Consider the following 12838-nt stretch of genomic DNA (forward strand, 5'->3'; position numbering starts at 1 on the left):
GTAGACGGCAACGACGCCGCACAGAAAGGGAATCATGACGGTGCACTCCCGATCCGCTCGAACGGATACGACAGCATGGCTGGCAGGAATATGCCCGGCTGTTGCCACAATCCGCCGACGCCCGGCCAGCCCCGTTACTGATTCCAATCGCTGTGTCGTTGTGGTGATTGACGAGCACCGTATGGGGTCCTAGAGAGGGAAATTTGCTTGTGTCCAGTCAGAATCAGGCAACAACACCGACCACGAACCAGCACACTGACCCGCCTGTGAGTACCGCGTTTCGCGGTGCGTCACGTGCCCAGGGCTACATCGAAGCGGATGCCCCCACCCCCGAACGCCCCGTCGCCCCGCTTCCGGAACGCCAAGCCGTCGACGAGACTGTTGCACCGTCCAGCGCGACACCGCAGCGGCCAGCAGGAATCCCGTCTGAGCCGGCTCTGGCCGATCTGTTTGGCGGTTCCGATCACGACCTCGGACTGCTCTCCACAGCCCCGCAGGCGCAGGGTGCGCAGCGCGGCCTGCGCGGCGTGCTGTCGCGCCTTGGGTTCTCGATGACGCCCGGACCGGCGGAGTTGGCCGAGCGCGAACAGACCGAAGCGTTGCGCCGCGATGAGGAAACGATCCGGCAGGCAACATGGACCCGTGCGGTGAGCGTGTTGGTCGCGAATCAGAAGGGCGGCGTCGGGAAGACGCCGTCGGCGATCATCGCCGGCGGAGTCCTCGCCGCAGCGCGCGGCGGATCGGTGTGCATCCTCGAGGTATCCGACGACCCCGGCGCGCTGTCGTTCCGGGCGGAAGGGAACCCGGCCCGCGGCATGGGAGAACTCGTCCGCGACGTCGACACGATCAGTAGCGCCGGGCAGCTCGCCGGCTACACAGCCCCGCAAACCTCGTTCGCGTCCGTGATCGGTACCGTCCGTCGCCGGCCGCGCCTCACCCATGACGATGTGGTGGCCGTTGCGGCGGTCGTCGACCAGTACTACGGCATCCGCATTATGGACAGCGGCAACCAGCCCTCCTCGTCCGCATTTCAGGGCGCCGTCCATACCGCCGATGCGTTGGTTATCCCGGTGTTCAACGCCGGGGACGCGGTGTTGGAAGCGGTCGCGCTGCTCGATGTACTCCGGTCGGCCGGCGGCAAGGCGGCGAGCTTGGCCGACCATGCCACGATCCTGCGGCTGACCGACGGCCGGCCGGAGAACAGGCAGGTCGTCGACCGCGTCGACCAGATCATCGCCGACGCTGGCGTCGAGCAGGTGTTCACCATCCCGTATGACCCGCACATCGCCGAGCGCGGGCAGATTACCCTCGATCACCTCGCCCCACAGACGCGGCGGGCGTTTGCCGCAGCGGTCGCGGGCGTCGTGCGCACCCTGCAAGCCACCGTCCGATAGCCGCGAAAGGCGAACCGTCATGCTCACAGAATCCCTGCAGACCCTCGTGGGCACCATCGTGCGCACGATCGACAACCCGCTCGACGGCATCCTGCCGGACTTCACCATCTTCGGGGCGGAATTCACCCTGCTCTGGCAGAAGCTCCTCGCCGGGGTATGGGGGATCGGCATCATCCTGGCGATCGTGTTCCTAATCATCGGGATCATTAAAATGGCCAGCGCCTCCAGCGGCGGCAACCCCAACGAATATAAAACCGCCCGCAACCAAGCCATGTGGGCCGGGATATCCCTCGGGGTGCTCGCCGCCCTCGCCGTGATCGTCGGCGCCATCCTCGCCGTCTTCGGATAGGAGCACTCGTGCACGCGACCGCATCACCCACCCGCCGCACCTGGCCCGTGATCGTCGGCGCCGCCATCCTCATCGGCGCACTCATCATCGCTGGCGCCGTCTACTTCGGCAGCCAAGCCGACACCGCCGCACCTACTGCCGAGCCGACAATGCCGATAGCGAGCAGCACGCCGTCGCCGAGCACCACACCGGTCGACGCGGAGCCGACCGGATGCCTCGGCGGCGAAACGCGAGACGCAGCCATGGTCCTTGCTGCACAACAGGCAGCACCGCACACAAGTACGGGGGGAGTCGAGGTTGCCGCCGCTTTCGTGCGCTGGCTAATCCAATTCCCGTACCCATCCGCGGCTGACGCAGACAAGGTTGCTGCCACCGGGCTGGCAGCAGACGCGCCCACGAAAAATCTCAGCGAGTTCTTTGTAACAAGTCCCAACCTTTCGGGGGGACTCGTCCCCGACTCGACGGAGTACTACCTGTCGACCATTCCCGGCGTCTGGCACATTGAGTCAGCTTCGAACGACGAAGTCGTCGCGACGATCGGCACGGGTCTCGTCGAACAAGGAGCGTTGAGCCCGCAGCTAAAGGGATCCCTAACCGTGACCGTCCACTGGGAGAACGACGGGTGGAAATTTGTGAAGTCCGACGGGACTCGCACCACCGAGGACCTCTTCTCGATCGGCGCTCCCTTCACGAGTGGGTGCTGACCATGCTGTGGATGGAGCCTGCAGACGATGGGCAAGGCGGAATCATCGGAATCATCGGCGGTATCGGTAACGCCATCAATGGTGCGGCGGGGGTGGTGTCGTACTGGTCCGACCCGTGGGGAAACACATTCAAGATGCTCCGCGACACGGCGCAGGGGATGAGTCGTGACATCATGCCGGCGCTGACCAGTGCGACGCTTCCGGATTTGACGGCGGACTGGTTCATCAGCGCCTACAAGATTAGCTTTGCTACGGCGATCTTCGTCGCCGTGCTGTTGCTGATCCCGCAAGCTGTGCGAACGGCGCGCGGCGCCCAGGCCGGCCGCGATCTGGTCGAGTCCGTCGGACTCTACTTTGGAACCTTCCTTCTCGGGGCCATGTTCGGCCCAATGTTCGGGATCATGCTGATCAACTTCTTCCACTCCCTCACGGACGTCTTCGTCGCAGCCGGCCTGACCGGCACAGCGAATACCGTCACTGGGCAGTTCACCACCATGATTGAGCAGGCCGACCCAGTCGGCATCACCGGCGGAATCGTCATGGGCGTCATCCTGATGATCTGCATGATCCTTGCACTCTTCCTGGTGCTGCTCATGTTGCTCGTGCAGCTGGTGACCCTCTACTTCACCGGCGTGTTGCTGCCGCTTGGACTGGTGTGGATCATCGATAAAAACAAGCGGTCCTTCGGCTTGAAGATCGCCGCGTTGTGGATTGGGATTCTGGCAGCCCACCCGCTGCTGTTCTTGCTGCTGGGTTTGGCTTTTTCGATGACGGCGAACCAGATCAGCGCGTTCGGCAACAACTTCGGCCTGCAATCGATGGTGTCCCTTATGGTCGCGATCATCGGGCTGCTGATGGCCGCGCTCTCGCCATTGCTGCTGATGAAGTTCGCCCCGATCATTCCGATGGCCTTCGGCGGTACCACCGGTCCATCCGTGGACGTCGGGAAACACATCGGGGCGCAGAACATGACCGAAGCCACCGAACGCTACGGCCACCCCTCCAGCCAGGATCGGACCTCCTCGACAACGACGAAAGAGTCCACGGACTCCACGACCGAGCGCGTCTCAGAGTCCTCGACAGCTCCGGGGAGCCTGTCGGAGGTCATCGGCAACCGCGTTGCTGCTGCCGCAGTGGGCACCGGCGCCGCCGGTGACGGCGCGCCGATCGGCGCCGGCCGGGCAGCGACGGCCACCGCGGGAGCTGCCGGGGCAAGTGCGGCCGCTGGCGGAGCGGCTACCGCGGCTGAGACCGGGCTCGCCGCCGCTGGGACGGCGGAATCAGCGACCGGCGCGGGCGCGGTCGTCGGCGTCCCGACGCTGATCGCGGCGGCGGGGATCGCCGCCGCGCACAAGAGCATCGAGGCCGTCGGGAAAGGCATGGACATGGTCCAGACCGCCGGAGAGCAGGCGACGGAGTCAATGGATGACACCCCAACCCTGGGAGGAGATCACCCATGACGACAGATCTGCGTAACCGCACGGTTATTCGTTATTTGGGCGGGGAGAGCGGGCACCGCTCGTTCTTCGGCGGCACGCACTCTCGCGCTCGGATCATTTTCCTGGCCTGCTCTCTCGTGTTCGGGATGGTGTTCACCCCACTGATCGGTTGGCCCGCCCTCGCAGCTGCTGCGGTCAGTTGCGGCGTGACCTTCTTGGTCACGGCGAAAACACACCGCGGGTCAATCGTCGACCGGCGGCGTAAACGAGCCCGCTGGAAGAAACGCACCCGGGCGGGCACGACCAGGTTTGAGCCCTACGAAGTCGGCGCGTGGGACCAGCTCCAGCAAGCCCTCACCGACGCCCGTGCAGCGAAAGGCCCGGCAGCCCGGGAGGCGGCTGCGGAGGCGGGCCGGGCCGTGGTGGCGATGCGGGCGAACCCGGACGGGTCGGACGGACTCGGCTGGCTGCAATACGGCAGGGGCGAGCCCGGCATCGCCTGGCATGCCCCGGTCGGGGAGCAAAGCTACCTGTCGGTGGCCTTCACTGTCAGCGGACAGCTGCGCGGGATTGAATCGGCCAGCGTCATGGCGCGCGCCGCCCATGGCTGGGGAGCGTTCCTCGCCGCCCGCGCCGTCTCCTCCGTCCTCGTCCAAGACGTGCAGATCACTACCCGCGTGCTGCCGGCCGATACCGCGTTGCAGGAATTCTGGGTGCTCAACAACCTCGACCCGGCAGCGCCGGTCGACGCGGTCGCCTCCTACGAGGAGGTGTTGCGGCTGACCGGGAACGACGCGATGGTGCAACGCCACTTCGTCACCGTCAACTGGCCCCTCACACCGTCATTTTTTGACGCCGCTGCCAAGTATGGCGACGGCCGAGACGGATGGCGGGCGTTGATGCGGCAGGAGATCGACTCCACCAAACGTGGTTTAACGGAGTCGAAGATCGGCCGGGTGGAGGTGCTGACGGCGCGGCAGGTGGCGGCGGTGGTGCGTCATCAACAAAACCCGTCCCGGCCGATCGACTTCGTCGCTGACGTGCACCCGAACCGGGTCGGCGAACCCGCAGAGGAAGAGTTCTCAGCGCACATCGTCGACAGCATCGACCCGCTCACCGGGCTGCCGGTTCGGTGGTGGCATCGTACCGCCGCGATCCGCGCCGAAGCGCTCGCGACCGCCGCTCGCACTCAGCTGTGGGTGTTGGATCTGCTCATCGGGAAGGACATCCAGTTCATCCGCTCGGTCAGCTTTCACCTTCACCTGGTGCCGGCATCGGAGGCGAAAGTCGCCGCCCGGCAAGACCTGGTCCGCGACACCGCCGAAGCCCTCTCCCGCAGGGAGGCCGGGCAGCTTGACACGGACGATACCGACGTGCACATGACGGCCGCCCGTCGTCGCCGGCAAGATCTCGTGTCGGGGTCGCAGCACCACGGTGCTCTCTGGATCGGCTTTGTGACCATCTCTGTCCGCTCCCGGGAAGAGCTGGCGCGGGCGTCCCGGCAGCTCGAGGAGACCTGCTCCACCGGTCTCGGCATTGAGAGCTTGGACTGGCTCGATTCGTATCAGGCGGCTGCGTCGGGTACGACGTGGCCGATCGGCCGCGGCTTGGTCGCGTCCGCGCCGTCGTTCTCCGCCCGCGTCTACAGCCGCCTAGCCGGCAAATCCGACAAGGAAGCTCTCACATGACCACACCCGACCCCCTCAGCTCGCGCTCAAAGTTGTGGGCGCTGCCCGTGCTGCGCCGCTTCGCGCCGCCCGTCGAGGTGCCCGCCGACGAAGCCGGCGGGATCGACGCAGCCGGTAGTCGGGGTTCAGTGGAGATTGTGCCGTGGGCGCTGCCGGGCACGCCGCTGCGCACGCAAGCGGCGGCGGCGCGCCGCGGCTTCTATGCGCCCGCCCTGGCCGGTGCGCCGACGACGACGCGGCAGGCCGAGATCCTGAACACCGCGCTGATCGGCCCGCCGACCGGCACCCGTGGTGTCGTCAACGGGCGGGACGTGTTGTCGCGGACGACGATCTCCCACGACCCCGTCACCGCCTACAACTCGGAGCCGCGCGAGGTGTCGAGTCCGAACGTGATCGTGATGGGCGACGTCGGCGCGGGCAAGAGCGCGCACACTAAATGCAACTACGTCGTCCGCCCGCTGCTGCTCCAAGGCCGCCGCGGGGTCGTGTTCGACAAGAAGGATCAGAACGGGGAGGGCGAATACTCCAACGTCGTGCGGCACTACGGGTTTGAACCGATCCGGTTCACCGCCGATGGCACCGGCACCACCTTGAACCTGCTCGATCCGATGATCGCCCGCGGCACCGGCGTCAAAGGGCAAACACGGCTGCTGAACATCGTCACTCGCATCGCCCGCGGCGATCAGCCCCTCAGTGAATGGGAAGAGGAGGCCCTCCGTGCGGCGCTGCGCCGCACCGTCGGCCAGGCCCACGGGCGGGCGCCGGTGCTCGCCGACGTGCTGCCGAACCTCGGCCTCGTCGTCGACGATGACGACTACCGCACCCTGTCGATCACCGCCCGCGACGACCTGCACAAGGCCGGCCTGTCGGTGAAGTGGACATTGAACGGGCTGCTCGACGAATACGCCGGCCTCCTCGAGGGCGAAACATCATCCACTGTCGACCTCAGCGGCAAGCTCACGTCGTTTGATATCTCCCAGCTGCCCGATGACGGCCCGGCAGTGCCGGTCGTCATGGCGATCGGGAACATGTGGATGCTCGGCCGGCTGCGCAGCGAACGAGACTCCGCGACCACCGTCGTCTATGAGGAGGGCTGGCACATGATCGGCGGGCCGTCGGCGCAGCTGATCAAAGCCAACCAGAAACTCTCCCGCGGCCTGGGCATCTCGAACGTGTTCGTCATGCACAAAGGCACCGACATTCCCAAGGACTCACCCGGCATGGCCATCATCCAGGAAGCCCAAACCGTCATCGTCTACCGGCAGTCCCGCCCCGAAGACGCCCTCTGGTGCCAGCAAACGTTTGGGTTCGCTCCGGAGACGGCGCGCACCATCGAGACGCTGGCGGATGGGCATTACATTTTCAAGTTCGGGTCGCACCCGGAAGCGCACGTGGAGCACATCCGCTCCGAGTGGGAGCGGCAGCTGACCAACACCGACGAGGGCCTGTCCGTCGGCACCATCTTCTAACATCATGGGCCTGGTCAAACTGCTCGCCGCCAGCCTCACCGGCCTGCTCCTGACCGTCGGCGGCACCGTCGCCCTCTCCTCCGGCTCCGGCACCGGCACCACCTGCGGCCTGACCGCGGTCAGCCGAGCGGACGCCGCCGAGCACCCGGCTGTCTCCGGGTATAGCGGCGACCAGCTCGCCAACGCCGCCGACATCATCAACGCCGGCGCCCAGCTCGGGCTCACCACCCAGTCGCAAACCCTCGGAGTGATGACAGCGATGGGGGAGTCGAGCCTGACCAACCTCGACCACGGCGACACCGCCGGCCCCGACAGCCGCGGCCTGTTCCAACAACGGGCCACCTGGGGATCCCTCGCGGAGCGGATGGACCCCGCCACCGCGGCACGGCTGTTCTTCCAACGCCTAGTGGCGCTATCGGGGTGGGAGACAATGACGCCGTCGGCGGCAGCATCCGCCGTGCAAATCAACGCCGACCCGGAACACTACGCACCGTTCTTCGCGCCGGCGACCGACGTCGTCACCGCGCTCACCGCCAGTGCCGGCGGCGCCTGTGGTGTCGGTGGAGGGGATGCTGTCGGGCTGGCGCAGCAGCTCGTCACCGCCGCCGACAACGGGCAGCTGCGCGGCCTCGTCCCGGACCACCTGAAGGAGATCCGGTGGATCGCCACCGGGCAAACTGTCCCGGACTGCGGGATCGACACCCGCATCCTGCAGGTGATGGTCCTGGCCATCAACCAGTTTCACCAGGTCGGCGTCAGCGACATCAACCGCAAATGCACCGGGCAACTCCTCGGCGCCGGCACTCAGTCGTCGCACTGGATCAACGGTGGCGGCGGAGCCGTCGACTTCTACTCCCTCGGCGGCCGCAGCCTCACCGGCGCCGACGGCCAGTCCCTCCGCCTAATCGGACTCCTCGACCCAATCATGCCGCCCGGGGCACGGATCGGGCAGGCAGACTGCCGGCGGGAGGCGGGCATCAACTTGGCGCTGGTGCACTTCGCCCAGTTTGACGACACCTGCAATCACCTGCACCTGGACGTCGCGTTCACCGCTGATCCGATGACCCTTGGCTAACCGCGGAGCCCCACCCATATCAGGGGTGGTGTCTGTTCGTTCGAGGAGCATGCTGGCCCGGGTTGGCGCTGACCAACGTGCGCACGGTGTGCCGACCGGTGGGACAACTGGGCTCGGCGTTCCCTCCGGTCGCTTATTTCCTCACCCGCTGGCCCCACGGATCGGTCCCGCACTTATGGTCGCTTCCTCCCAGGCGCAGCGAATCTCCGCTACCGAACAGCACCACCCCGACAGTGTGAGTGAAAGGAGCCCCGCTATGAACGAAACAGTCGGCGTCATCGTCTACACGAAACCGAACTGCCAGCCGTGCCGGATGACCAAGCTCGCCCTCGACAAGCAGGGCATCAGCTACACCGTCGTCGACCTCACCGAAACACCCGCCGCCCTCACCTACGTGCAAGACGAACTCGGATACAGCAGCGCTCCCATCGTCGTCATCGACGACCACAACCACTGGGCTGGCTTCCGTCCCGACCTCGTCGCCAAAATCGGCCACTAACCACCGGGCCGATGGACAAGGCCCGCGGCAGCAGGGCAGCACATCCGACAAGGAAACAACCGAGCGCGCGGGGAGACCGACCAGCGTGGCGATCACCGCTCGGCGCGGGAACTCGTAAACCGCGGCGTGCTCAACCCCGTGCCCCGGTGGCAGCGCCGCAGGGAGTCTGCCTTACACCAGACGCAACCCACGGGGGAGCCCCTGCGGGGGTCCTTGGACCGCTGCGCGGACGTCTTGTATCTTTTTTCGTCTGTCTGGCCGGTCATCATAGTTCGCTTCCGTGCCTACGTGCCCACCTGGTCGGACGCGGTCGCAAGCTCCCTTATTTCCCCCGACCAGCCGTGCACTTCGGCACTCCCGCTCTCTATCGATTCTCTTGCCAGCCAGGCAAAAAAATCAGTTGAGCGGAGAGAATCATGCACCAGTTCCCCATCACCACCCGTCCCGAACGCACCAGCAACGACATAGCAGCCGACCGCAAAGCAGCAAACGCATTCTTCGCCCGATATACGACCACCGACAGCCCCAGAACTCAGCGCGCCCGAGACGCCCTCCTCCGGTTCTACAGCTACGACTGGAACCTAATTTGCTGCGTCATCGAAGCCACCGAGTGGTCCCGAACCCACGCCGACGACACCGTCGCGCACCGCGCCGCAGGACGAGCTGAACGCGCCGCCCAAGCAGCGCTCAACGACATTCCCACTCGCGACGATTCCCAGCTCCGCCCGTACGTGCATACCGTGACCATGAAGCGCTTGCCGACCCCCGGGGTGACGCCCTGCCCGGTGAGTGAACGCCTCACGGCCCGAGGCCAAGCCGACCGCTTCTGGGCCCTGTGCCTGAACCCGACCGGCAAGTTTCGAGCCGCCGTCCTCCACGACGCCGACCAGCCCTTCAGTCAGTGGTTGCTCCTACAGCCCGGCTATGGGCCCCGGCAGGACGCTCCCGAAGGATATTCCGGAACGCTTCGACTGCCCAAATCGCAGCGATTCGTGCCCGGCTCGGTTCGACCCGCAGGAATCAGCTACGACCGCGCACTGGAAATAGCCCTCGCCGCTCTGGACAAGTTCAGCCGCTAACGCCGGGTGAGGGGGAACGTCCCCCTCACACACCCCCGCCGTGCGATGTTATCCACAGATCGCCCGGATCGCCGGCGGCCTCCGGTTTCCGCGCATTAGCGTCAAGGCCTACCCGTCGTGAAAGGACCCTCATGCGTTTTATCAAACTTGCCGTCACCACTTACGGACACGACCGCTCCCGGCCGATCATCGGCGCCGACGACGTCTGGATCAACCTCGACCAGGTCGTTTCGATCGAGGAACAGCTCGACAGCAACACCTTCGCGGACGCCGTGCGCGAGGGAATCGCGCCGGAAGAGCACTATCCCTGCGTAGAGCTGACCACCTCGAACGGGAGCACACACCTGGTGTCGCTCGGTGTGTATCCGGACCAGGCAGGTGGCTTCGCCGTCCTGACTCGATTCATACCCCTGCTCCTCGACGGCAGCAAGAAGGGCTTGGGCGATGACATCCAGCTCGCAGAAATCCTGGCAGAGGCACCGTCGGTCAGGGCGATTTGGCCGTAGGACGGGGTGATTTTGAATCCATCGAATATCAGACAATAGTGGTCATCCTCACGGGCGCGAGCGAAGACCTGGCGCTGCGATCTCCTTGGTGAAGTCCGTCGAAGCCTGACCTCATACCAACCTCGAAATCCGCGAATGTTCCTCGAGCGACGTCGTCCGTCGCCGTCTATGGGCATCGGTAGTTACAGCGCCAATTTTTTGGCTCTTGCTAAGCAGCTGTGACTGGCTCGGATACAACCTGTCGAAGGTTCAAGCGGCGGTGACAGCGCCGAGCGTTGGCATGGATCCTCGCATCAAATCTCTGCTCGGGCCAGCTCCGACAAAACGTTAAAGTTCCGAAGGATTGTTGTGGACCGTTGTCCGACGACAGGACATCGCGCCAGCAATCGACTGCGTTGGGAGCAAGCTCAGAATCGGCGGTTTGCATGGAGCAAATTCGTATCTTCGTGCGTTACCGTTGTCACATGACAAGTCCAAGCGAATTCGACCGTGAGCGGAGTGGCGCGCGGAAAAAGATGCACGCCACAGGTCGAGTAAACGCAAAAGAGAATGCAGACCGCTCGCTCTCTTCAGGTGTCAAGTACATTCGCCGAGAAGACGCACTGCGTTTCGCCCATCGGATCGCCAGTGACAACACCGATCTGATGCGCCGCTTGGCCTAGTGCCTGACACGTATTATCTCGATTTTGAGACTGTTGAGATAATTAATATGTCGTTCTGCGGCGAAGGTGCAGGCATACGAGATCTCAACGGCGTTCGTGGAATCGTAGATCGCCCGAAGAGTCAGTACATGGAAACTATCCTTTTTCCGACTGTCTTTGACAAGGCGGCTGCCCTGCTCCACGGCTTTGCCACCACGCAGTACTTTTCGGATGGCAATAAGAGGACGGCATTTTTGTCTGCGACAGTATTCCTCTCTGCCAACGGGAGGGTGTGGGGAAACATATCCGCTGACGATGCGGAGCCTTTTTTGCTCGGCGTCGCCGCGAATAAAATCGCCATCGACGACGTGGCACGGTGGCTAGAACTGAATTCGTCGCCCGTTTCTAGCAACATTCCCTCACCTAATAGATAGTAAGAATACGCGGATGCCAACGTCCTCTCCGGTCAGGGCGTTTCGCCCGGGGAACGGGCTGGATGCCTACGTAAGGGTCGGACTTTGCCAAGCGACGTGAACTTTGCAAGCGGTTAAAGCCGGCGATCTTGATCGCTAGCTTCATCTTGAGCGTATCCGCCCCTTTTTGCGGGTGGCGCTCGAGATGGCAGACTCGGCACCTTTCCTGGCGCCTAAGTCCTTCTGTAACGTCTAAGAATCGATTCCGTGCTGCCATCAGGTTGAGATGACGACTGACGATGTCGTGAGGGCCCGGAGCCTGCCATGGTCTGATCTCAGTCTAGGATCCAACATGCGAGCCGCGCAGCGGTGACGCTGAGCTTGCTATCTTTGGCGATACCGAACCGTACACGCGTATCGACAACGTGACCGATGAAATCTCGACCGATTATCAAAAGCTCTGCCCATGTTGCCTGCAATTTTGCAACTGCAGCTTAGATCTATCCTCCATAATCAAGGAAGCGACGCGGTGAATGTGTGCCGAGCTATAGTTTTGCTCGCGGTCATGTGTCACAACCGGTGGGCTGCGAGACACATTGACGAGACAGATCGACCATGCACGATTGTGGAGAGCGCGGCAGAACGCATTCCGTCCAGTGACCGGGATCGGGGCGTCATCGTCCGAGGGCGACGGATGAGTCGGTGTATCTCGAAACGTGTGTTTTTACTGGCGTCACCATTTTTGTAGGCAAGGACGGTTGCGAGACATTTAGAAGCGTCAAGGGGGAGGCTGAAAGCGTCGAAGCAAGCAACGAACTGTCAATTTGGCGTGTACCTCAACTAGGCGTCAGGCGCCCGTATTTAATGTTGTCAGGATAGGGTCACTATTCGATTGGTAGACACCCCTCGCGATGGGGTCTTAGGCCTCCACCTGACCAAACAGGTGGGGGAGCTTTATGGCAGGTCAACGAGCTGAATATGTGCGGGTGAGTACCCTCGATCAGAAGACCGTTCGTCAGCTTGATGGCGTCGACCGGGTGTTCGAAGATAAGGCGTCGGGAAAGGACCGGAACCGGCCCGAGCTCGAGGAGATGATCAATTTTGTCCGAGATGGCAATACTGTTCTCGTGCATCCCATGGATCGCCTCGCCCGCAACTTGGGTAACCTTCGCGTGATCGTGCGCAGGCTCACGGCGAAGAAGATTCGGGTTGAGTTCGTGAAAGAGCAGCTCTCTTTCACGGGCGATGACAACGCGATGACGAACCTGCTTTTGAACGTTATGGGAGCGTTTGCTGAGTTTTGACTGGTACAACAATCGGCGGCTACATAGCGCTCTGGGGAATATGGCGCCGGTTGAATATGACCTCAACTATTTCGTTGGAACAAACCGCCCGATAAATATCGAAGCCGCCAGCAAAACGGCGGCATGAAACCCGGGACGGTTCACCCCCACCCCTAACCAAATTCCCAACACTTGCACAAAACACTTGACAGGCTCACCAGGCGAGGTAAACGACCATCGGGGCAACCGATGCGGGGGTCGCTGATTCGCGACGAAACGCACGCTGATCGACAGTCTTG

12 protein-coding genes and 1 pseudogene are annotated in these 12838 nt (G+C 63.6%); all 13 read left to right on the forward strand.

Annotated elements, in window-relative coordinates; all coding sequences use genetic code 11:
- Positions 1-266 precede the first annotated feature (266 nt).
- Positions 267-1394, forward strand: coding sequence for a hypothetical protein (locus tag E3T41_RS14745; protein WP_104193231.1), 1128 nt, complete (start codon positions 267-269; stop codon positions 1392-1394).
- A 19-nt stretch (positions 1395-1413) separates the two neighbouring features.
- Complete coding sequence (locus E3T41_RS14750) at positions 1414-1743, forward strand: pilin (RefSeq protein WP_233193175.1); 330 nt, start codon at positions 1414-1416, stop codon at positions 1741-1743.
- Between the two features lie 8 nt (positions 1744-1751).
- Positions 1752-2447, forward strand: a complete 696-nt coding sequence (locus E3T41_RS14755) for a hypothetical protein (RefSeq protein WP_104193230.1) — start codon at positions 1752-1754, stop codon at positions 2445-2447.
- An 11-nt stretch (positions 2448-2458) separates the two neighbouring features.
- Positions 2459-3907 carry a hypothetical protein gene (locus E3T41_RS18010; protein WP_146066153.1) on the forward strand — a complete coding sequence of 483 codons (1449 nt, stop codon included), beginning with the start codon at positions 2459-2461 and terminating at the stop codon, positions 3905-3907.
- Positions 3904-5574: a hypothetical protein gene (locus E3T41_RS14770; protein WP_134479249.1), complete on the forward strand. Its 1671-nt coding sequence runs from the start codon at positions 3904-3906 to the stop codon at positions 5572-5574. Before E3T41_RS18010 ends, E3T41_RS14770 begins: the two co-directional genes overlap by 4 nt.
- Positions 5571-7043: an ATP/GTP-binding protein gene (locus E3T41_RS14775; RefSeq protein WP_134479250.1), complete on the forward strand. Its 1473-nt coding sequence runs from the start codon at positions 5571-5573 to the stop codon at positions 7041-7043. Before E3T41_RS14770 ends, E3T41_RS14775 begins: the two co-directional genes overlap by 4 nt.
- A gap of 4 nt (positions 7044-7047) precedes the next feature.
- Positions 7048-8118 (forward strand): hypothetical protein, encoded by a 1071-nt coding sequence (locus E3T41_RS14780; protein WP_241991193.1) that lies wholly within the window; start codon positions 7048-7050, stop codon positions 8116-8118.
- 256 nt (positions 8119-8374) lie between these two features.
- Positions 8375-8617 carry a glutaredoxin family protein gene (locus E3T41_RS14785; protein WP_104193227.1) on the forward strand — a complete coding sequence of 81 codons (243 nt, stop codon included), beginning with the start codon at positions 8375-8377 and terminating at the stop codon, positions 8615-8617.
- Positions 8618-9033: 416 nt separating this feature from the next.
- On the forward strand, positions 9034-9696 hold the full coding sequence (locus E3T41_RS14790) for a hypothetical protein (RefSeq protein WP_134479251.1): 663 nt from the start codon (positions 9034-9036) through the stop codon (positions 9694-9696).
- Positions 9697-9827: 131 nt separating this feature from the next.
- Positions 9828-10202: a hypothetical protein gene (locus E3T41_RS14795; RefSeq protein WP_134479252.1), complete on the forward strand. Its 375-nt coding sequence runs from the start codon at positions 9828-9830 to the stop codon at positions 10200-10202.
- Between the two features lie 425 nt (positions 10203-10627).
- Positions 10628-10864 carry a hypothetical protein gene (locus E3T41_RS14800; protein WP_134479253.1) on the forward strand — a complete coding sequence of 79 codons (237 nt, stop codon included), beginning with the start codon at positions 10628-10630 and terminating at the stop codon, positions 10862-10864.
- The gene (locus E3T41_RS14805) at positions 10864-11277 is read left to right on the forward strand and encodes a type II toxin-antitoxin system death-on-curing family toxin (protein WP_134479254.1); all 414 of its coding nucleotides are present in this window, start codon (positions 10864-10866) and stop codon (positions 11275-11277) included. Before E3T41_RS14800 ends, E3T41_RS14805 begins: the two co-directional genes overlap by 1 nt.
- Positions 11278-12212: 935 nt before the next feature.
- Positions 12213-12557: pseudogene (locus E3T41_RS14810) on the forward strand (recombinase family protein); the annotation flags it as partial.
- Positions 12558-12838 lie beyond the last annotated feature (281 nt).

Origin of the sequence: Cryobacterium sp. Hh38, from assembly GCF_004403235.1 — a bacterium.
In the GTDB taxonomy this organism is placed as follows: Bacteria; Actinomycetota; Actinomycetes; order Actinomycetales; family Microbacteriaceae; genus Cryobacterium; species Cryobacterium levicorallinum.

Bases quoted from the DNA above. Each gene is read 5' to 3' on its own strand.
- E3T41_RS14750 (WP_233193175.1), top strand. From the start codon at position 1,414: ATGCTCACAGAATCCCTGCAGACCCTCGTGGGCACCATCGTGCGCACG.
- E3T41_RS18010 (WP_146066153.1), top strand. From the start codon at position 2,459: ATGGAGCCTGCAGACGATGGGCAAGGCGGAATCATCGGAATCATCGGC.
- E3T41_RS14770 (WP_134479249.1), top strand. From the start codon at position 3,904: ATGACGACAGATCTGCGTAACCGCACGGTTATTCGTTATTTGGGCGGG.
- E3T41_RS14775 (WP_134479250.1), top strand. From the start codon at position 5,571: ATGACCACACCCGACCCCCTCAGCTCGCGCTCAAAGTTGTGGGCGCTG.
- E3T41_RS14780 (WP_241991193.1), top strand. From the start codon at position 7,048: ATGGGCCTGGTCAAACTGCTCGCCGCCAGCCTCACCGGCCTGCTCCTG.
- E3T41_RS14785 (WP_104193227.1), top strand. From the start codon at position 8,375: ATGAACGAAACAGTCGGCGTCATCGTCTACACGAAACCGAACTGCCAG.
- E3T41_RS14790 (WP_134479251.1), top strand. From the start codon at position 9,034: ATGCACCAGTTCCCCATCACCACCCGTCCCGAACGCACCAGCAACGAC.
- E3T41_RS14795 (WP_134479252.1), top strand. From the start codon at position 9,828: ATGCGTTTTATCAAACTTGCCGTCACCACTTACGGACACGACCGCTCC.
- E3T41_RS14800 (WP_134479253.1), top strand. From the start codon at position 10,628: ATGGAGCAAATTCGTATCTTCGTGCGTTACCGTTGTCACATGACAAGT.